The organism is Methylovulum psychrotolerans (assembly GCF_002209385.1).
Classification (GTDB): domain Bacteria; phylum Pseudomonadota; class Gammaproteobacteria; order Methylococcales; family Methylomonadaceae; genus Methylovulum; species Methylovulum psychrotolerans.
In genome coordinates this window covers 1250376-1269353 of sequence record NZ_CP022129.1, presented here as the reverse complement: position 1 = coordinate 1269353, position 18978 = coordinate 1250376, and the positions used below count along the sequence as shown (strand labels likewise).

Annotated in this window: 18 protein-coding genes; 12 read left to right on the top strand and 6 right to left on the bottom strand. The window is 49.6% G+C overall.

The features are described from left to right. Positions 1 to 56 precede the first annotated feature (56 nt). Positions 57 to 731 (bottom strand): RadC family protein, encoded by a 675-nt coding sequence (radC, locus tag CEK71_RS05740; protein WP_088618486.1) that lies wholly within the window; start codon positions 729 to 731, stop codon positions 57 to 59. Positions 732 to 950: 219 nt separating this feature from the next. Beyond that, positions 951 to 3281, bottom strand: coding sequence for a DNA translocase FtsK (locus CEK71_RS23880; protein ID WP_269766608.1), 2331 nt, complete (start codon positions 3279 to 3281; stop codon positions 951 to 953). Between the two features lie 198 nt (positions 3282 to 3479). On the opposite strand from CEK71_RS23880, the gene trxB reads away from it, so the two are divergent. The 4 genes from trxB to infA all read left to right on the top strand — a co-directional run bounded on the left by trxB (position 3480) and on the right by infA (position 6208). Further along, the gene (trxB, locus tag CEK71_RS05730; protein WP_088618485.1) at positions 3480 to 4436 is read left to right on the top strand and encodes a thioredoxin-disulfide reductase; all 957 of its coding nucleotides are present in this window, start codon (positions 3480 to 3482) and stop codon (positions 4434 to 4436) included. Between the two features lie 70 nt (positions 4437 to 4506). Next, positions 4507 to 5202, top strand: coding sequence for a leucyl/phenylalanyl-tRNA--protein transferase (aat, locus tag CEK71_RS05725; protein WP_088618484.1), 696 nt, complete (start codon positions 4507 to 4509; stop codon positions 5200 to 5202). Continuing rightward, on the top strand, positions 5199 to 5918 hold the full coding sequence (locus CEK71_RS05720; protein ID WP_088618483.1) for an arginyltransferase: 720 nt from the start codon (positions 5199 to 5201) through the stop codon (positions 5916 to 5918). Before aat ends, CEK71_RS05720 begins: the two co-directional genes overlap by 4 nt. A 71-nt stretch (positions 5919 to 5989) precedes the next feature. Then, entirely contained in the window at positions 5990 to 6208 is a 219-nt protein-coding gene (gene infA / locus CEK71_RS05715; RefSeq protein ID WP_019866271.1) for a translation initiation factor IF-1, read from the top strand. A gap of 32 nt (positions 6209 to 6240) precedes the next feature. Here the strand turns inward: infA and clpA are convergent, their stop codons facing one another. Together clpA and clpS are read right to left on the bottom strand one after the other, a co-directional pair. After that, the gene (gene clpA, locus CEK71_RS05710) at positions 6241 to 8511 is read right to left on the bottom strand and encodes an ATP-dependent Clp protease ATP-binding subunit ClpA (RefSeq protein WP_088618482.1); all 2271 of its coding nucleotides are present in this window, start codon (positions 8509 to 8511) and stop codon (positions 6241 to 6243) included. Between the two features lie 9 nt (positions 8512 to 8520). Continuing rightward, on the bottom strand, positions 8521 to 8841 hold the full coding sequence (gene clpS, locus CEK71_RS05705; protein ID WP_088618481.1) for an ATP-dependent Clp protease adapter ClpS: 321 nt from the start codon (positions 8839 to 8841) through the stop codon (positions 8521 to 8523). Between the two features lie 249 nt (positions 8842 to 9090). On the opposite strand from clpS, the gene CEK71_RS05700 reads away from it, so the two are divergent. The 8 genes from CEK71_RS05700 to purB all read left to right on the top strand — a co-directional run bounded on the left by CEK71_RS05700 (position 9091) and on the right by purB (position 17414). Further along, positions 9091 to 9552: an NUDIX hydrolase gene (locus tag CEK71_RS05700; RefSeq protein WP_088618480.1), complete on the top strand. Its 462-nt coding sequence runs from the start codon at positions 9091 to 9093 to the stop codon at positions 9550 to 9552. Further along, on the top strand, positions 9545 to 10642 hold the full coding sequence (gene mnmA, locus CEK71_RS05695; protein ID WP_088618479.1) for a tRNA 2-thiouridine(34) synthase MnmA: 1098 nt from the start codon (positions 9545 to 9547) through the stop codon (positions 10640 to 10642). The genes CEK71_RS05700 and mnmA overlap by 8 nt, the downstream gene beginning before the upstream one ends. Continuing rightward, entirely contained in the window at positions 10629 to 11996 is a 1368-nt protein-coding gene (locus tag CEK71_RS05690; protein ID WP_088618478.1) for an AAA family ATPase, read from the top strand. The genes mnmA and CEK71_RS05690 overlap by 14 nt, the downstream gene beginning before the upstream one ends. After that, complete coding sequence (locus CEK71_RS05685; RefSeq protein WP_088618477.1) at positions 11993 to 12697, top strand: HNH endonuclease; 705 nt, start codon at positions 11993 to 11995, stop codon at positions 12695 to 12697. The genes CEK71_RS05690 and CEK71_RS05685 overlap by 4 nt, the downstream gene beginning before the upstream one ends. Before the next feature lie 110 nt (positions 12698 to 12807). After that, entirely contained in the window at positions 12808 to 13254 is a 447-nt protein-coding gene (locus CEK71_RS05680) for a hypothetical protein (RefSeq protein WP_088618476.1), read from the top strand. After that, on the top strand, positions 13251 to 14546 hold the full coding sequence (locus CEK71_RS05675; protein ID WP_088618475.1) for a KGGVGR-motif variant AAA ATPase: 1296 nt from the start codon (positions 13251 to 13253) through the stop codon (positions 14544 to 14546). Before CEK71_RS05680 ends, CEK71_RS05675 begins: the two co-directional genes overlap by 4 nt. A 4-nt stretch (positions 14547 to 14550) precedes the next feature. After that, positions 14551 to 16008, top strand: a complete 1458-nt coding sequence (locus tag CEK71_RS05670) for a hypothetical protein (protein WP_088618474.1) — start codon at positions 14551 to 14553, stop codon at positions 16006 to 16008. Positions 16009 to 16049: 41 nt separating this feature from the next. After that, positions 16050 to 17414, top strand: coding sequence for an adenylosuccinate lyase (gene purB, locus CEK71_RS05665; protein ID WP_088618473.1), 1365 nt, complete (start codon positions 16050 to 16052; stop codon positions 17412 to 17414). 75 nt (positions 17415 to 17489) lie between these two features. On the opposite strand, the gene CEK71_RS05660 is transcribed toward purB, so the two are convergent. Continuing rightward, entirely contained in the window at positions 17490 to 18092 is a 603-nt protein-coding gene (locus CEK71_RS05660; RefSeq protein ID WP_088618472.1) for a thiol:disulfide interchange protein DsbA/DsbL, read from the bottom strand. 39 nt (positions 18093 to 18131) lie between these two features. After that, entirely contained in the window at positions 18132 to 18803 is a 672-nt protein-coding gene (locus tag CEK71_RS05655; RefSeq protein WP_088621514.1) for a c-type cytochrome, read from the bottom strand. Positions 18804 to 18978: the final 175 nt, after the last annotated feature.

Genomic DNA, 18978 nt, shown 5'->3' with positions numbered 1-18978 from the left:
CCTGGGAAAGGTTTAAACGCCAAGCCGTGTTTTTGTCGGCGGTGTTGTCTTGATGTTCACAATAAGCCATGTTCGGCAAACGAATACGGTTGCCCGTCACCGACAATAAAATGGTCGAGTACGCGGATGTCGAACAGGCTTAAGGCTTGTTTCAGTTTGTCGGTGATGTGTTTGTCGGCTTGGCTGGGTTCGGCGATGCCGGAGGGGTGGTTGTGGGCGAAGATGAGGGCGGCGGCGTTGTGGTGTAGGGCACGTTTGGCGACTTCCCTAGGGTAGACGCTGGCCCCGTCGATAGTGCCGCGAAACAGCTCTTCCAGTTGGATGACGCGGTGTTGGTTGTCGAGGAACAGGCAGGCGAAGACTTCGTAATTGTAGCCGCGCAGTTGGGCGCTGAGGTAGGCGCGGGTGATGTCGGGGCTGGTCAGGGCGTTACCGCGTTGGAGGATTTCTTTAAAATGCCGTTTCGCCATTTCCAACACCGCTTGCAGTTGGGTGTATTTGGCAGGCCCTAAACCGTTGGCTTGGCAGAACCGGGCTTGGTCGGCATCGAGCAGGGCTTTTAAGGAGCCAAAATCGGCGAGCAGGTCACGCGCTAAGTCTACCGCCGATTTGCCAGGTGTGCCGGTGCGTAGGAAAATGGCCAGCAGTTCGGCATCGGTGAGTGCGCCCGCGCCGCGTTGTAATAGTTTTTCACGGGGGCGGTCTTCTTCGTCCCAGTCTTTAATGGTCATGGTTTTTACCGTCGGTGGTTAAAACCATAAGCATAGAAGAATTTCTTTGGGTTTACTAGAGTGGTTGGTGATAATATTGCGCTTGAACCATGGCATTGCCAGTCGGTAAATTTAGGGTGGGGGTTGGCATCAATGAGGTTGGCCGATTGTTTGGAAAGGGCAGGGCAGGACGCAATATTGGCCTAGCCGTGGTTGGGCTAGGCCAATGTGCCAAGGGCTTTAGTCCCTAATAGGCAGGGGGGCCAACACCACGCGTGAGCCGTTGGATTCGGCGGCGCTGACGACTCCGGCGGCTTCCATGTTTTCGATCAGTGTGGCGGCGCGGTTATAGCCGACCTTAAAGCGGCGTTGGACGCTGGAGATGGAGGCTTTGCGCGATTCGGTGACAAATTGCACCGCTTCGTCATACAGCGGGTCGTTTTCGCCACTGCTGCTGCCGCCGCCGTTGCCCGCACCGCCAAAGCTTTCGTTGCCGTCGCCGACTTCTTTGGTGATGTCTTCTAGGTAGTTGGCGGGGCCGGTTTGTTTGAGGAACTCGACCACCCGATGCACTTCGTGGTCATCAACAAACGCGCCGTGGGCGCGGATGGGGATGCTGGTGCCGGACGGCAAGAACAGCATGTCGCCGTTGCCGAGCAGGGTTTCCGCGCCGCCTTGGTCAAGAATCGTGCGCGAGTCGATGCGCGAGGAGACTTGGAAGGAAATGCGGGTCGGCACGTTGGCTTTGATTAACCCGGTCAGGACATCAACGGACGGGCGTTGGGTGGCGAGGATCAAGTGAATTCCGGCAGCCCGGGCTTTTTGCGCGAGGCGGGCGATAAGCTCCTCAACTTTTTTGCCGACGATCATCATCATGTCGGCCAGTTCGTCGATGATGATGACGATGCTGGGCAAGGTGCTTAAGACGGGGTATTCGTCATCATCGGCAAAGGCTTGTTGCGGTTGGTACATCGGGTCTTTGATAAATTCGCCGTGTTCGGCGGCTTCTTCGATCAGTTGGTTAAAGCCCGCCAAGTTTCTTACGCCGACTTTTGACATCAGCTTATAGCGCCGCTCCATTTCCCCGACCGCCCAACGTAGGGCGTTGCTGGCTTCTTTCATGTCGGTGACAACGGGGGTCAGCAGGTGCGGAATGTCGGCGTAAACCGACAGTTCGAGCATTTTCGGGTCGATCATGATCATGCGCACTTGCGCTGGGGTGGCTTTGTACAGCAAGCTTAAGATCATGGTGTTGATGGCGACGGACTTACCCGATCCGGTTGTCCCTGCGACTAGGGCATGGGGCATTTTGCCCAAGTCGGCGACCAAGGGCGCACCGGCGATGTCTTTGCCCATTGCTAAGGTCAATAGGGATTTGGCGTTGGCGAAATTGTTCGCCATTAATAAATCGCGCAGGTTGACCATTTCCCGTTCGCGGTTGGGGATTTCCAGACCCACCACCGATTTGCCGGGAATGATTTCGACGATACGCACGCTGGTGACGAGCAGGGCGCGTGCCAAGTCTTTGGATAAGGTGCTGATGCGGCTGACTTTAACGCCAGCGGCCGGTTGCAGTTCAAAGCGGGTGATGACGGGGCCCGGATGGAAGCCGACCACACTGACGGTGACGTTAAAATCGGCGAGGATTTCTTCGACCCGCCGCGACATGGCTTCCAGATCGCTTTGCGAATAGCTTACGACATGCGATTCGCGCTGGTCGAGCAGATCTAAGGAAGGCAAAATGCCTTCGCTCATGGAATACACCGGAATAGCAGGTTTTTGTACGAACCTGCTGGGTTTTTCTGCTTTAGGCGCGACTTTTTCGACGAGGTTTTCGAATGCTTGCGGTAAAGGTATGACGGTCTTAGCGGCGGTTTTTTCCGGCGCTTTCTTGGTCAATTTTGGCAATGGCGGCATCAGCATCGCAGCCGTGCCTACCGCGTCAGGGGTAGGGGCTACGGCGGTGGGCTTAGGCTTAAATTGGCTTAGATAGCGGAAGGCCAGCCGCGCCAGCATAAAGGTTTGTTTGCCTATCCAGTCGATTACCGCTAACCAAGACACTTCGGTGGCCAAGGTGATGCTGGCGAGCAGCAGGACGATCAGGAATAGGGTTGCCCCTGAGTTGCCCAGCAGGCGGTAGGCCAAGTCGCCGATTTCTTCGCCTAGGATGCCGCCCGTGTCGCGCGGCAAGTCAATGTGTACCCGCAGCACATACAGGTGCAGCAAAGCAGTGCCGGAGGTAAGGCCGGCCATCATGCCTAGGGCTTTGATCAGGGTTTTTTCGTGGGTGATCTTTTTCGGGCGGAAAAAATGGTAGCTATGCCAGCCCATCAGGAGCGGGAACAGGTAAGCGCTCAGGCCGAAAAAACTCAGGCTAATATCCGCAAGCCAAGCCCCAATCACGCCGCAGGCATTGGCGGGGCGGTTATTGGCGGCGCTGTGTGTCCAGCCGCCGTCTTCCAGGCTAAAAGTCACCAGGGAGATTAAGAAAAACAAGGCGCAGGCAAACAGGCTTAGGATGACGATTTCGCGGAGGCCGCGAAAGGTTTTTTCTTCCATTACAGCAGACATAAGGTTGATTCGATAAGGTGAAATCGGCTAAGGGATGATTATAGTTGAATCGTGTTAAATTTTGCATTAATAACAGTCGGGAATTGTCGGGGCTTTTTGTGGTCTCCCCCAAGTTGGCGTTAGGCAACAATAACATTGTCGAAACGCGCTTTCCCCTGCATAATTTACTGACTATCCTTTTTTTGTAGAGAGTTGTCCATGAGTGATTCCAAACATTGTCGCCTGTTAATTTTAGGTTCCGGCCCTGCGGGGTATACGGCGGCGATTTATGCCGCCCGCGCCAATCTGCAACCAGTGATTATTACGGGTATGCAGCAAGGCGGGCAATTGACCACCACCACCGAGGTTGACAATTGGCCGGGTGATGTGGAAGGTTTGCAAGGGCCGGATCTGATGGAACGGATGCGCTTACATGCCGAGCGTTTTGCGACCGAGATTATTTTTGACCATATCCATACGGCGGATTTGTCGGCGAAACCGTTCACTTTAACAGGTGATACGGGCGTTTATACTTGCGATGCGCTGATTATTGCCACGGGTGCTTCGGCGCGTTATTTGGGGTTGGATTCTGAGGAAGCCTTTAAGGGTAAGGGCGTGTCGGCTTGTGCGACCTGCGACGGGTTTTTCTACCGCAATAAGCCTGTGGCGGTGATAGGCGGCGGGAATACGGCGGTTGAAGAAGCCTTGTATCTTGCCAACATCGCCTCAAAAGTCACGGTGGTGCATCGCCGCGATAAGTTCCGCTCAGAAAAAATCCTCTCTGATAAGTTACTGGAAAAAGCCAAAAATGGCAATGTCGAAATTATCTGGGGGCACACCCTAGATGAGGTGTTGGGCGATGATATGGGCGTGACGGGCTTGCGGGTCAAGTCAGTCGGCGACGGCAGCACCCAAGATGTCGATGTGCATGGGGTGTTTATCGCTATTGGCCATACGCCGAACACCGACATTTTTGCCGGGCAGTTGGAGATGGAGCATGGCTATATTAAAGTCCGTAGCGGCATCCAAGGCAACGCCACCGCGACCAGTGTCGAGGGTGTGTTTGCGGCGGGCGATGTGATGGACTCTGTCTATAAGCAGGCGATCACCTCGGCGGGGGCGGGCTGTATGGCGGCCTTGGATGCAGAGAAGTATTTGGATGATCTGTTGGGTTGAATATCCTAGTCGTATTCATGCCGCTGGCACAACCGGTGTTTCTCGTTAGTGTAGATGAGGTGGCAGATCAATGAAGCTGACTATTCTTAATCCGAAAAATCCCGAGCAAGCGTTCCCGTCCGTAAAAAAAGCCTTAAAAGAGCCGGATGGTTTATTGGCGATTGGCGGCTGTTTGTCAAAAAAACGCTTGCTGAATGCCTATCGGCAGGGGATTTTTCCTTGGTATAACCCAGGCGAGCCGATTTTATGGTGGTCGCCTGACCCACGCTTGGTGCTGTTTCCTGATAAGCTGGTCATTTCGCGCAGTTTGCGTAAGACTTTGCGGCAAAATGTCTACACAGTGACCATAGACCGGGCGTTTGCGCAAGTTATGGACTGTTGCGCCCAACCGAGGGCGGGGCAGTCGGGCACTTGGATTACTGTCGACATTAAGCAGGCTTATAATGAGCTGTTCCGCTTAGGTATCGCCCATTCGGTGGAGGCTTGGCTGGACGGCGAGTTGGTCGGCGGCTTGTATGGCGTGGCGTTGGGGCAGGTGTTTTTTGGTGAGTCGATGTTCCATACGCGTACCGATGCCTCAAAGGTGGCTTTTGCGGTGTTGGTGGGCCATCTTAAGTCTTGGCAGTACCGGCTGATCGATTGCCAAGTCCATTCACAGCATTTGGTCAGTTTAGGGGCTGAAGAGATCTCGCGGGATGATTTTGTGCAATGGCTGGGGCGTTATTGTGACGGTGTCGCCAGCCCTTCTGCTTGGAGTGCGGTATGAGAACCTTACCTTTATTTTTGACTGAAGAGCATCCGTGCAGTTATCTGCCGGGGCAACTGGCGCGTTCGGTGTTTGTCCATCCTTCCTGCGCGATGACTGCCGAGATATATGGGCAACTGATGGCGCAAGGGTTCCGGCGTAGCGGCGACGATGTCTATAAGCCCAATTGTCAGCGTTGCGCCCAGTGTTTGTCGGTGCGTTTGCCGGTAGCGGAGTTTGTGCCCAGCCGTAGCCAGAAACGCTGTTGGCAGCGCAATCTGGCGACTCAAGTCAGCGTCAGGCCGGCGGTGTTTGTGCAGGCGCATTATGAATTGTATTTGCGTTATCAGGCGTTGCGCCATACCGAGGGTGATATGGCACGCTCCAGCCCTGAGGAGTATATGGCTTTTTTAGGCAGTTCGTGGTGCGATACCCGTTTTGTCGAGTTTGCTATCAACGGGCAGTTGGTGGCGGTGGCGGTGGTCGACCAGTTAGCATTGGGGTGGTCGGCGGTGTATACGTTTTTTGACCCGGATTTTGCCGAGTACAGCCCCGGCGTTTATGCGGTGTTATGGCAAATAGAACACGCCAAGCAGGCCGGGTTGGCGTTTTTGTACTTGGGGTTTTGGATTAAGGAATGTAAGAAAATGGCCTATAAAAGCCAGTACCAGCCTATGCAGATATTGCTTAATAAACAATGGACGGAGTATGGGGATGTCGGCTTGCTGACGGTTTGATGCGACACATTTTTATTGTTAACCTCCAGCTTATGTTATAATGGGCGTTTTTAAATAGAGAGGTTATAGCCATGGCTAAAGAAGATCAAATCGAAATGGAAGGCAAAGTCATCGACACGCTGCCTAATACCATGTTCCGTGTGCAACTGGAAAACGGTCATATCGTTACTGCACATATTTCCGGCAAAATGCGTAAGCATTACATTCGTATTTTGACGGGTGACAGCGTTAAGGTGGAAATGACCCCTTACGATTTGTCAAAAGGCCGTATTTCCTTCCGTATGCGCTAATCCTGCTTTGGGATCAGCGCATCCTAAGGTTTTTAGCTGTCTTCCGATACCATCAGTTCTTTGCCTTCTATGGCGAAGCCCAGTTGGTTATTTTCCATGTAAATGGTGACATGACCGCCGTTCGCCAATTTGCCGAACAGTAAATCATTTGCCAAGGGTTTTTTAATTTTTTCCTGTATCAACCGCGCCATCGGTCTTGCCCCCATTTTGGGGTCGCAGCCATTTTCCGCCAGCCATAAACGCGCCTCGGTCTCTAGGGTCAGGGTGACTTGTTTGTCCGCCAATAAGGCTTCCAGTTCAAAGATAAATTTATCGACCACATGCCCGACGATGGCAATATCCAGCGGCTTGAATTGGATGATGGCATCTAAACGGTTACGGAACTCCGGCGAGAAGCTTTTTTCAATGACTTTTAGGCTATCGGTCGCATGGTCTTGGTGGGTGAAGCCAATGGATGCGCGGCTGCCTTCTTCTGCCCCCGCATTAGTCGTCATGACCAAGATGATGTTGCGGAAATCGGCTTTGCGGCCATTGTTGTCGGTCAGTGAGCCATGATCCATCACTTGCAATAACAGGTTAAACACGTCAGGGTGGGCTTTTTCCAGCTCGTCCAGCAACAGCACGGCATGGGGATGCTTGGTCACTTGCTCGGTCAGCAAACCGCCTTGGTCGAAGCCGATATAGCCCGGAGGTGCGCCGATCAGTCTGGATACGGTGTGCCGTTCCATGTATTCGGACATATCCAAGCGGATCAGTTCCACGCCCAGCACTTTCGCCAGTTGCCGGGTCACTTCAGTTTTGCCTACGCCCGTAGGGCCTGCAAACAGAAACGAACCGATGGTTTTTTGGCTGTCGCGCAGGCCTGCGCGTGACAATTTGATGGCCGAGGCCAGGGCGGCAATAGCTTCATCTTGCCCAAACACCAGCATTTTGAGGTTTTTTTCCAAGTTCGCCAGTTTTTCGACATCGTTGGAAGACACCGATTTGGCGGGGACACGGGCGATTTTTGAGACGATTTCTTCAATTTCCGCAACGTCAATCAATTGCTTACGTTCGGCCTCGGCGGTCATCCGCTGTTTGGCCCCCGCTTCGTCAATGACATCAATCGCCTTGTCGGGCAAGTGGCGGTCGGTGATATAGCGGTCGGACAATTCGGCAGCCAGGCGCAGGGCATCGGGTGAATATTTTACGTCGTGATGTTCTTCAAAACGCGATTTCAGGCCTTTGAGGATTAAGATAGTGTCGGCGACCGAAGGTTCGGATACGTCGATTTTTTGGAAACGCCGAGCCAAGGCGTGGTCTTTTTCAAACACGCCGCGATATTCTTGGTAAGTGGTCGAGCCGATGCAGCGCAAATGCCCAGCCGCCAACGCGGGCTTGATCAGATTGGAGGCATCCATGACTCCGCCGGATGCAGAACCCGCGCCGATGATGGTATGGATCTCGTCAATGAACAAAATCGAGTTGGGTTCTTTTTTCAGTTGGTTCATCAGCGCTTTCAGGCGTTTTTCAAAGTCGCCGCGATATTTAGTACCCGCCACTAAGGCGCCTAAATCTAGCGAGTAAATGACGCTTTTCAACAGTACGTCGGGTACATCTTCTTCGACAATCTTTTTCGCCAAGCCTTCGGCAATGGCGGTTTTGCCGACTCCCGCTTCGCCCACCAATAAGGGGTTGTTTTTGCGGCGGCGGCATAGGGTTTGGATGGTGCGCTCGATTTCCGGTTCGCGCCCGATTAATGGGTCAATCCGCCCCTTTAAGGCTTCTTCGTTCAGGTTAGTGGCGTACCTGTCCAACGGGGTGCCGGATTCGGCATCGGGGTTGTTGTCCTGGCTAGGGTCGGGGGCATTATTTTCGGGATGGTTTTGGTCAATCTTGGAAATGCCGTGCGAGAGGTAATTGACTACGTCCAGGCGGGAAATGTCCTGTTTATTGAGCAGGTACACCGCATGGGAGTCCTGTTCGCTGAACAGGGCGACAAACAGGTTGCCTCCGGTCACTTCTTTTTTATCGGAGGCTTGGACATGGAAGACCGCCCGTTGCAGCACCCGCTGGAAGCCTAAAGTCGGTTGGGTGTCGCGCTGGATGCCCGGCGGGATCAATGACATGGTTTCGTCAATGAATTTGGTCAATTGGCTCCTCAGCAGCGCTATATTGCAGCCACAGGCTTTCATGATGGCTTCCGCCGAGGCGTTGTCAAGCAACGCCAGCAGCAGGTGTTCGACAGTGATAAATTCATGGCGTTTATCATGGGCATTTTTAAACGCATTATTTAACGTGATTTCAAGTTCTTTGCTTAACATAAACGCTCCTTACACGACTTCCATCGAACACAGCAACGGATGTTGGTGCTCGCGTGAATATTCATTGACGATAGTTACTTTTGTTTCAGCAACGTCCTTGGTATACGTTCCGCAAACACCGACCCCTTGCGTATGTATCTGCAACATCACTTGCGTTGCCAATTCTTCTGACATACCAAAAAAATCCATCAACACCTCTACGACAAAGTCCATCGGGGTAAAATCGTCATTCAGCAGAATGACTTTATAGAGCGGTGGCTTTTGCAATTTAGGTTTGGCTTCCTGGACTGCCAGGTCATTATCATTATCGAACGGATTTGAATCGGACATAGTAACCGGATAAATAAGACTCTATGTGTACTAACATAATGCTAAGTGTAGAGCATTTCAAGCGTCTATACATAACAAATTATTATCTGCCTTAGGATTGCGCAAGAATTCGGGCAATTGGCCCGAATCTTTACTAAGCCTTTACCGAATATTTAGTGAAAATTTAGCGAAGATTTAGTGAATCTTTAGCAACATAGACCGCCTAAATCGAGTAATATATCCGCTTTTGTTGATATGGGAAGCCCCTAGATGGTTTGGAAGCCTCACGTTACCGTCGCCGCCATTATTGAGCAGGATCGGCGGTTTTTGTTGGTTGAAGAAGAAACCCCGTACGGCCTGCAATTTAACCAGCCAGCCGGACATTTTGAAGAAAATGAAGACCTGATCGCCGCCGTCAAGCGCGAGGTGAGGGAAGAGACCGCCTGGCAATTTGAGCCGGAGGCGATTGTTTCCCTACAACTTTGGCGCAGGAACCCACAGTCTACGACCTTTCTTCGGGTTCTTTTTACCGGGTCTTGCCATAGCCACGACCCGACACAGCCCTTGGATACGGGTATTGTCGCCACCCATTGGCTGACCCGTGACGAAATTGCCGCACAGGCGCACCGTCTGCGTAGCCCTTTAGTGTTACTGGGTGTCGATGAATACATGCAAGGCCAGCGCCACCCTTTAGCGTTATTAAAATCATTTCTCGATCTGGATCATGAGTAAAAACATTATCGTCGGTATGTCCGGCGGTGTCGATTCTTCGGTGACGGCATTGCTGTTGTTGGAGCAAGGCCATCAAGTTTCTGGTTTGTTTATGAAAAACTGGGAAGAAGACGACGGCACCGAATACTGCACGGCCATGCAAGACTTGGCGGATGCACAACAAGTGTGCGACCGTTTGGGCATCCCGTTAAAGACCGTCAACTTTGCCGCCGAATACTGGGACGAGGTGTTTGAGGTGTTTTTGGCGGAATTTGCCGCAGGCCGCACTCCCAATCCTGACATTTTGTGTAACAAACACGTCAAATTTAAGGCGTTTTTGGATTATGCCATAGACGATTTGGGGGCTGACCATATTGCCACGGGGCATTATGCCCGCGTCGCCGAACGCGACGGCGTGTTTCAGTTGCTCAAAGGCTTAGACCCGAATAAGGAGCAAAGTTACTTTCTCTATGCCATGGGGCAAAAAGCCTTGTCGCGCACTTTGTTTCCTATCGGACATTTGCATAAGCCGGAAATCCGCGCGTTGGCGAAAAAAGCCGGTTTTGAGAACCATAAGAAAAAAGACAGCACTGGGATTTGCTTTATCGGCGAGCGCAAGTTTAAGGAATTTTTGCAGCGTTATCTGCCTACCCAGCCGGGCGAGATGCGCACCCCCGAAGGCCAGTTGATCGGTAAGCATAACGGCCTGATGTATTACACACTGGGGCAACGCCAAGGTTTAGGTATAGGCGGCGTTAAAGACGCACCAGACGAGCCGTGGTATGTGCTGGACAAGGATTTGGCCAATAACGTGCTGGTGGTAGGCCAAGGCCATTATCATCCCCTGATGCTGCATAATACCCTGGAAGCGGGCAATTTGGACTGGTGTAGCGGTGTGCCGCTATCCGAACCCCTGCGCTGCGCCGCGAAAACCCGCTACCGCCAAGCTGACCAAGCCTGTTATTTGCAACCGTTGCCCAACGGGCGGTGCAAAGCCGTGTTTGACGAGCCGCAACGGGCGATTACGCCGGGGCAGTCGGTGGTGTTCTATTTGGGCGAGGTTTGCTTGGGCGGGGGGATTATTGAGTTGAAATATAATGAGAATTTCTAAGTTAGAATTAATGGATTTTCGTTGTTTCCAGCATTATGAATTAATGCTGGCGGATCGGTTTACCTTGTTGATTGGTGATAATGGTAGTGGGAAGACTGCTATTTTGGATGCGCTTGCCATTTCAATGGGGAGTATATTATTTGAAGTATTTGAAATAACCGATATTAAGGTCAATGATAGCCCTAGAATGGCATCTAGTGATATGCGTTATGAAGAGCTAATAATGGGGCAAGCTGTTTTGAAAGAAATATCAAACAGTGCTTTTATTCGCATTTGGGGGTTTTTTGTTGGCGAACAATTTTATTGGATAAATGGTAGAGGAAAGGGAAAAGATGAATTTTATTGCTTTAGCAAGGATGACCTTAATGGACTGGATCAACGATCTTCTTCTTACGAGATAAATCGCAAGTATGTTGAGGTAATAAGGTCGGTAATAGAAAAAACAGCTGCCCCAAATATTGTTTTTCCAATAATAGCTTATTATGGAACGGGGAGGTTGTGGCAACAACTAGACGATGAAAAGACAAGACATAAAGGCCCTGGGTCGCGTTTTGATGGCTATCAAAATTGTTTAAATCCAGCGTCCGATCAAAAAAGTTTTTTTAGTTGGTTTAAAACCCAAGAGCTGGCCTCTTTGCAGAAACAAGAGCGTCGCCATGCCTTAGAGGCGGTGCGTGAAGCTATTGTCAGTATGATTCCCGATGCCAAACGGGCATGGTGGGATATGGATTGGGATGAGTTACGGATTGAAACGGTCGTTCAAGGTAAAAATCAAACAATCCCTTTTCATCTTTTAAGTGATGGCTACCGCAACATGATAGGCATGGTCGCTGATATTGCCTATCGGATGGCAACACTGAATCCACAATTGCAAGCCAATGTTATCAAGCAAACCGAAGGCATTGTGTTAATTGATGAAATTGACCTGCATTTGCATCCTAAATGGCAACGTCAAGTGGTGGGGCGGTTATTGGACACTTTCCCTAAGGTGCAATTTGTCGCCAGTAGCCATTCTCCGTTTATTATCCAGTCGCTTTATCACCGCGAAGATGTTTTGTTATGGGATTTGGAAACTAACCAAGCGGTAGCTGTTGACAGCAAAAGCATCGAGGATATTGCCGAAAACCAGCAAGGAGTGGAACTCCCTCAGCAAAGCCAGCGGTTTTTGGATATGGAAAAAGCCGCTGAAGCCTATTACACGGCATTGAAACAACTGCCGTCCGCGAGTGAAGGGGAAAAGCAACGTTTGCGGCAACGGCTGGATGATTTGTTGTTGCCCTATAGTGATGATCCTGCATTTCAGGCGTTTTTAAAGATGGAACGCCAAGCAGCGGATGGGAATGCGCGGCAATGAGGCCTGTTTGTCGTGGTGATGTACCCACAGATGAGCAGGGTAATCCTATCGGTTTCAAAAAGTACGGCGATGCGCGTGATGAATTAATTGACCGTATAGGTGACTATTGTTGCTATTGTGAAAGCCCACTGCAAACACCTGCTGTTGAGCATATCCAACCTAAAAGCCTAGAGCCTATTTTAGAGACAACGTGGTCTAATTTTTTATTGGCTTGCCAAAATTGCAATAGTATCAAAAATGACCAGCCGATTAATGCCAATAATCTACACGTCTATTTTTGGCCGGACACCGATAACACGTTACGCGGCTTTTTTTATGAAAAAGATTGTGCGCCACAAATTCACGCGGCATTAACGCAAGAGCATCAGCAGATTGCGGGTAAGACGTTGGCATTGACCGGACTAGATAGGGAGCCAGGGCATCCAAAGCTGAGCAAACAAGATCGGCGTTGGATAAAGCGTAAGGAAGCTTGGGGAAAAGCCGAGAGGGCTAAGTTAAGATTAAGCATACATACAAGCCAAGAAATGTATGGCTCAATTATTGATACTGCTACCAGCACAGGCTTCTGGTCAATCTGGATGAGTGTTTTTCAAGATGACCACGATATGCGCCGTTACTTGATTCAAGCCTTTACAGGCACTAGCGTGGATTGTTTCGATCAGGACACCCAGCCTGTAGCCCGCCCTGGCGGCAAGCTCTAATTTAACAAATGATGACACACTACTTAGATGACACAACACTTAAAAGGTATCGGGACACACAAACATGACTAATTGTCCCCTTACCGCCATTTTCCCCATCGAGGGCTACCATGAGAGTTGATTTTAAAAACGCCGCTATCCGGCATTTTAATGATGGTGAATTGCTTTATGCCCATTCGCGTTGGGCTAATGCCGATCAACTTTATGGGGTGTCATCAGAGTGTGTTTTAAAACACATTATTGTTGGTTTAAAGCCAGATAGTGTCGACCCTATTACGGGGGATTTTTTAAGAAACAGCCCTCATAAAAAACATTTTGATAATCAATATGCTGCAAGGGATTTGTGGGATCATTTTTCTGTTACGTTTAATGTGGATCTACTGGCGAGGAGTGGGTATGGTATGCCAGACGTAAACTATTTTGGTGATTGGGATATTTTTCAACGCTATGTTCACGAATGTTGTATTGACAAACAGCGTACCGACTCCCATCGCTCTGCAACAAGAGAATTACACAATCTTTTGCAAGAGCTGTTTATTAAGGGCGTAATCCAATGACTAGAATCGTCAGATTTCAGGACGCATTGCCCCTTGCCATTAAATTTATTGAAGCCCATTATGCGCATTTAGGTCAAGAGCCGCCGATTGTAATCCGTGACCTTTATGGCAAAATCCGTTTGTTTTTGTCAAGTGAGCAAACGTCACTGCAACAAGATTTGGCAGAGAGCTTAGAGGTATCGTTAGGGAAGTTTGCCTACCCCGCTGAGGCGATTTTTCTCTATAAGCAGGACTTTTTTAACAGTGAAAGCATTACGGACTCACCTGATAAAATTCGCATTCCTAATACGGATCAACCTATCTATTTATTAGATAAGCAGATTACAGGTCAAGATTGGTTACGCAATCCCATAAAAAGAAATACCAAGCCTAAAAGAGCAACTTTATTTGGCATTAAAGGCGGGGTAGGGCGTTCTAGCGCTTTGGCTATCTGGGCTTGGTTTTTGGCCGAACAAGGCAAAAAAGTTTTGGTTGTAGATTTGGATCTTGAATCGCCGGGCATTGGGCAAATTTTGTTGCCACAAGCTAACTTACCCGATTTTGGGGTTGTCGATTGGCTAGTAGAGGAAGCCGTAGGGCAAGCCGATGATGAGTTATTGCGCGAGATGGTGGCAACCAGTCCCTTAGCCGAAAACTGCGAAGGGGTGATTCGCATCGTAACCGCCGCAGGTGGCAAAGAACAGGATTATATTGCCAAACTGTCGCGGATTTATATGAGCATCAATCAAAACGGGGAAAACTTGGATTTTGCCCATCGGCTTGCTTTGCTGTTAGAGCAACTGGAGGCGCAGGAAAAACCCGATATTGTTTTGCTTGATAGCCGGGCCGGTATTCATGATATTGCCGCTATCGCCATTACCCGCTTAACTGATATGGCGTTTTTGTTTGCGGTCAATACCCCGCAAACATGGCAAGCCTATCGCTATTTGTTTTCACACTGGCAAAAGTGGAATGGCAATTTAGGTCAGTTTAGGGAAAATTTGAAGGTCGTTGCGGGTATGGTGCCGGAATTGGGGCGGGCGGATTATTTATCCCGTTGCCGTGAATCGGCTTATAACCTGTTTTTAGAGACTATCTACGAAGAAACTGCCGCCGAAGATTTCGATACATTTAGCTATGCGCTGGATGACAACGAGGCTTCGCATTTTCCGGTGGAAATTTTGTGGAATATGACTTTTCAAGAATTCGATCCTCTAGCAATCGAAGATTATTTCAAAATTAATGGAGCGCAGTTAACGGCCTGTTATGGCAATTTTTTACAGACCGCCACCCAACTTGTTTTAGGCGAATGATCTTATGAGTGTTTTTCCCGTTGGAGCACTTCGGCAAGCTTTTTTAGCCTTGCCTGAGCAGCAGCATCAATCAGGCGATAAGCTAATCGATATGCAGTATTTCTATGTGCCGTCCAGTCATGCGAAAGCACTCCAACCTGACAGTATGTTGGTTGAGGGTATTCGCGGGGCGGGAAAAAGTGAATGGTGGCTAGAACTGCAAGACCCGGAACGCCGTCGCTTGGTTGCTGATCTATCACCTCGAAGTGCGGAGTTGGCTAATATTGAATGTTCTGCCGGTTTTGGCCAAACCCGTTCTGACAATTATCCAAGCAAAAAAATTTTATCCCAGTTGTTACAAAAGAGTGATGCGCAAACTATTTGGCTGACTATTATTTTCTGGAACATTCTCGGAGAAAGAGACTTTGGTTTGGCGAGCAATACATTATGGTCTGAAAAAATCAGTCATTTTCAAAAACAATACGAAAGATTAGAACGCAAATTGGTTCAAATTGATAGGAAACTAGATCAAGAAAAAAGAAAGCATATAGTGTTGTTTGATGCTTTAGAACGGACTGCCGATGATTGGAAATCATTAAAAAACTTATTGAGAGGATTGTTGCAAGTCACTTTGGAATTTCGTTCATTCAAAGCGATTCGTTTAAAAATTTTCGTTCGCCCCGACATGCTGGAAGACCCGTATGTTTATTCTTTTCCAGATGGTTCAAAAGTTATTTCTAACAATAACAAAGTCCCACTGGAATGGAATAAGTTAGAGTTATATAACTTGTTATGGCAATATTTAGGAAATGCCCCTCAGGGCGGCAAAGAATTTCGTGATATTTGTAAAAAATATTTTAATCAACCGTGGAAAAAACATGAGTTGGGTGTCTGGATAATTCCAGATGATATGCGTAAATATGAGAATGTTCAGCAAGAGATTTTCCATCAGCTCGTTGGTAAATGGATGGGGGCTAATGCTAGGAGAGGCAATACTTATACATGGTTGCCTAATCACCTGGGAGATAGCCATGGCAAAGTCAGTCCGCGCAGTTTTTTGGCGGCATTACGCCAGGCGGCTTTAGATGAAGCGGTCAAAGATCATAGATTCCCTTTGCATTACCAAGCACTTAAAAAAGGTGTGCAGCAAGCTTCGCAAATTCGAGTTAATGAATTAAAAGAAGACTATCGATGGATAGAAGTCCTAATTAATCCGTTGCAAGGTATGAGTGTTCCTTGTGAGTTTGATGCTCTTGTAGAGCGTTGGGAGCAAAATACGATCAAAGATAAATTACAATATATTGATGAGGAAGGCATCCGTTTGCCACCTAGTCGTTTAGAGCAAGGTTACGAAGGCCTCAAACAAGATTTGATTGCCTTGGGCATTTTTCAGCCCATGCACGATGGCAGAATCAACATGCCCGATGTCTATCGGGTCGGTTACGGTTTACGCCGGAAAGGTGGCGTTATGCCTGTTAAATAACCTCTTTTATCCCCACTACCTTTATTTTTACCTATAAAAACATGACAAATTTTAGTTTAACCGCCATTTCCCCCATCGACGGCCGCTATGCCGATAAAGTTGAAAAACTGCGTCCGGTGTTTAGCGAATATGGGCTGATACGTTACCGCGTGGAAGTGGAAGTCCGTTGGTTGCAGGCTTTGGCGCAACATCCCTTAATCATTGAAGTCAGTCCTTTTAGTGAGGCGGCTAACCGGTTATTGGATGACATTATCGGGCAGTTTTCCGAGGCGGACGCGCAGCGGGTTAAGGACATTGAAAAAACCACTAACCATGATGTTAAGGCCGTCGAATATTTGCTGAAAGAAAAAATCGCGGGCTGTGCCGAACTGGAGCAGGTCAGCGAGTTTATCCATTTTGCCTGCACCTCCGAAGACATTAATAATCTGTCTTACGCGCTGATGCTGAAAGCGGGGCGGGAGATTATCGCCGCGCAAATCACCGATTGCATCAACGCCATCAAAACCATCGCCACCGACACCGCCGACCAGCCGATGCTGGCGCGTACCCACGGGCAATCGGCGACCCCGACCACGGTGGGCAAGGAATTTGCCAATGTTGCGGCGCGGATGCAACGCCAGTTGGCGCAACTGCAAGCGGTCGAGTTGCTGGGCAAGATTAACGGCGCGGTAGGTAACTATAACGCCCATAGCGTCGCCTATCCTGATGTCGATTGGGCGGTGTTTGCCCAGGATTTTGTCGAATCGTTAGGCTTGCAATTTAACCCCTATACCATCCAGATAGAGCCACACGATTATATTGCCGAGTTCTTCCATGCCCTGGCGCGTTTTAACACGATTTTGCTGGATTTTGACCGTGATGTGTGGGGTTATATCTCCTTGGGCTATTTCAAACAACGCACGGTGGCGGGCGAAGTCGGTTCTTCGACTATGCCGCATAAAGTCAACCCGATTGATTTTGAAAATTCCGAAGGCAATTTAGGCTTGGCGAACGCGCTGTTTGGCTTTTTGGCGGAAAAATTGCCGATATCGCGTTGGCAGCGGGATTTGACCGATTCGACGGTATTGCGCAATATTGGGGTCGGCATTGCCCATACCAGCATTGCTATCCAAGCCAGTTTAAAAGGCATTTCTAAGCTGCAATTGAATGTCGAGGCCTTAGAAGCGGATTTGAATGCGAATTGGGAAGTGTTGGCGGAGCCTATCCAAACGGTGATGCGCCGTTATGGGATTGAAAAACCTTATGAGAAGTTGAAAGAACTGACGCGTGGCCAACGCATTACGCCGGAGCAAATGCAAGTGTTCATCAGCCAGTTGGATATGCCTGATGAGGCCAAAGCGGCGTTATTGGCGTTGACCCCGCGCGGTTATACGGGCTATGCGCAGCAATTGGCCGAAGGGCTGTAAATAAAAAAGCCGCCGCCTTTTAAGTGCAGGCGGCGGCTTTCTTGGATAAGTGCGGTTAGGCGCTTATTTCGCGCTTTATTGTTTAATCAAGGTATCCATCACTTCCAGCATTTTTTCGTGGCTACCTGCAATAGGGCCGCTAGTGACATATTTGCCGTTGATGACCACTGTGGGTACGCCGGTAATGCCGTAACGGGCGGCAGTGACCGGAGCTTGGCGCATTTTGGAATCGACCGCGAAGGATTTGTACGCGTCATGGAATTGGGCGGCATCGACACCGTGGGCGACAAAAAACGCCGCTTGCTCTTCTTCGGTTTCCAGCTTTTGTTTTTTGTTTTGGATAGCATCGAACAAATCGGCGTGGACTTTATCGACCACACCTAACGATTCGGCGACAAAATACGCTTTGGCATGTTTGCCCCACTGTTCGCTAAACACCGCAGGTTGGCGGATAAATTCGACGTTTTTCGGCAGTTTTTTCAGCCATTTCGCCAATTCAGGCTCAAACGCATAGCAATGCGGGCAACCGTACCAGAAAAACTCAATCACTTCGACTTTGTCGGGGTGTTGGGTCGGTTGGGCGGGCGAGAGGGTTTCATAACCGACAGACTCTGCCTGTGATGCTGAGCAGAACAGCAACAAGGTTAACAGGCTGGCTTGGGCAAGTTTTTTTAGCATAGGTCAGAGGCTCCGTAAGAGTGTAGGAAAGGGCGAAAGTTATTTCATCATGGAAATATAATAGGCGACGGCTTTGATTTCTTCGTCGGTCATTTTTTTGGCGATCATGTGCATGATGTTTTCGGGGTTGTTGCTACGCGCATCGGATTTAAAATCGGTCAGGGCTTTAATCAGATAATCGGCATGTTGGGATTTGACCAGCGGGAAGCCAGCAGGCTTGTTGCCTTTGCCTTGGGGGTCGTGGCAGGCGATGCACGCGGACACTTCGCGGGTCAAGTCGCCGTTGCGGTATAAGTCGCCACCTTGTTTGATTAAGGCGATGACCTTTTCTTCGGGTTTTATGGCCGCTTGGTCGGCAGTGTCATCGTCGTCATTTAAAATCGGCAGGGGGTTGTCGCTGATTTTGTGTTCGGCGTAATAAGCGGCAATGTCGGCCATATCGTCATCCGACAAGCCTGCCGCTATGCCTGACATCATAGGGTCTTTGCGCGTGCCGTTTTTAAATGCCTGTAACTGTTTTACCAGATAAGACGGATGCTGCTGGGCAAGCTTCGGGAATGTTGCTACCATGCTGTTACCCTGCTCCCCGTGGCAGCCGGCACAAGTCGCCGATTTGCTTTTTCCGGCTTCCGCTGTGCCTTCAGCCTGTGATACGCCAGATGCGCCAGTGAGTGCCAGAGCCAGTGATAGTGCCAGCCATTGTTTTTTCATCAGGTTTTCCCCTTCGGAATAAATTAATTGGTTGCCGATGTGTACCCGCCGCCCCGCTTGCTGCACAGGTGGCTTTAGGCGTGGCGGCGGCACCAGTTCGTTATAATAGCCTTTAAGATGGTGCAGGCTGTGTTATCCATCAAATTCTACCCTAATTACTACGCTTAAGCGAGGC

Coding starts and splice junctions, on each gene's coding strand:
- CEK71_RS05685 (WP_088618477.1), top strand. CDS start 11,993: ATGAGGCCTGTTTGTCGTGGTGATGTACCCACAGATGAGCAGGGTAAT.
- CEK71_RS05700 (WP_088618480.1), top strand. CDS start 9,091: ATGGTTTGGAAGCCTCACGTTACCGTCGCCGCCATTATTGAGCAGGAT.
- CEK71_RS05655 (WP_088621514.1), bottom strand. CDS start 18,803: ATGAAAAAACAATGGCTGGCACTATCACTGGCTCTGGCACTCACTGGC.
- clpA (WP_088618482.1), bottom strand. CDS start 8,511: ATGTTAAGCAAAGAACTTGAAATCACGTTAAATAATGCGTTTAAAAAT.
- CEK71_RS05690 (WP_088618478.1), top strand. CDS start 10,629: ATGAGAATTTCTAAGTTAGAATTAATGGATTTTCGTTGTTTCCAGCAT.
- trxB (WP_088618485.1), top strand. CDS start 3,480: ATGAGTGATTCCAAACATTGTCGCCTGTTAATTTTAGGTTCCGGCCCT.
- CEK71_RS05675 (WP_088618475.1), top strand. CDS start 13,251: ATGACTAGAATCGTCAGATTTCAGGACGCATTGCCCCTTGCCATTAAA.
- CEK71_RS05720 (WP_088618483.1), top strand. CDS start 5,199: ATGAGAACCTTACCTTTATTTTTGACTGAAGAGCATCCGTGCAGTTAT.
- infA (WP_019866271.1), top strand. CDS start 5,990: ATGGCTAAAGAAGATCAAATCGAAATGGAAGGCAAAGTCATCGACACG.
- CEK71_RS23880 (WP_269766608.1), bottom strand. CDS start 3,281: ATGTCTGCTGTAATGGAAGAAAAAACCTTTCGCGGCCTCCGCGAAATC.
- mnmA (WP_088618479.1), top strand. CDS start 9,545: ATGAGTAAAAACATTATCGTCGGTATGTCCGGCGGTGTCGATTCTTCG.
- CEK71_RS05670 (WP_088618474.1), top strand. CDS start 14,551: ATGAGTGTTTTTCCCGTTGGAGCACTTCGGCAAGCTTTTTTAGCCTTG.
- clpS (WP_088618481.1), bottom strand. CDS start 8,841: ATGTCCGATTCAAATCCGTTCGATAATGATAATGACCTGGCAGTCCAG.
- CEK71_RS05680 (WP_088618476.1), top strand. CDS start 12,808: ATGAGAGTTGATTTTAAAAACGCCGCTATCCGGCATTTTAATGATGGT.
- aat (WP_088618484.1), top strand. CDS start 4,507: ATGAAGCTGACTATTCTTAATCCGAAAAATCCCGAGCAAGCGTTCCCG.
- radC (WP_088618486.1), bottom strand. CDS start 731: ATGACCATTAAAGACTGGGACGAAGAAGACCGCCCCCGTGAAAAACTA.
- purB (WP_088618473.1), top strand. CDS start 16,050: ATGACAAATTTTAGTTTAACCGCCATTTCCCCCATCGACGGCCGCTAT.
- CEK71_RS05660 (WP_088618472.1), bottom strand. CDS start 18,092: ATGCTAAAAAAACTTGCCCAAGCCAGCCTGTTAACCTTGTTGCTGTTC.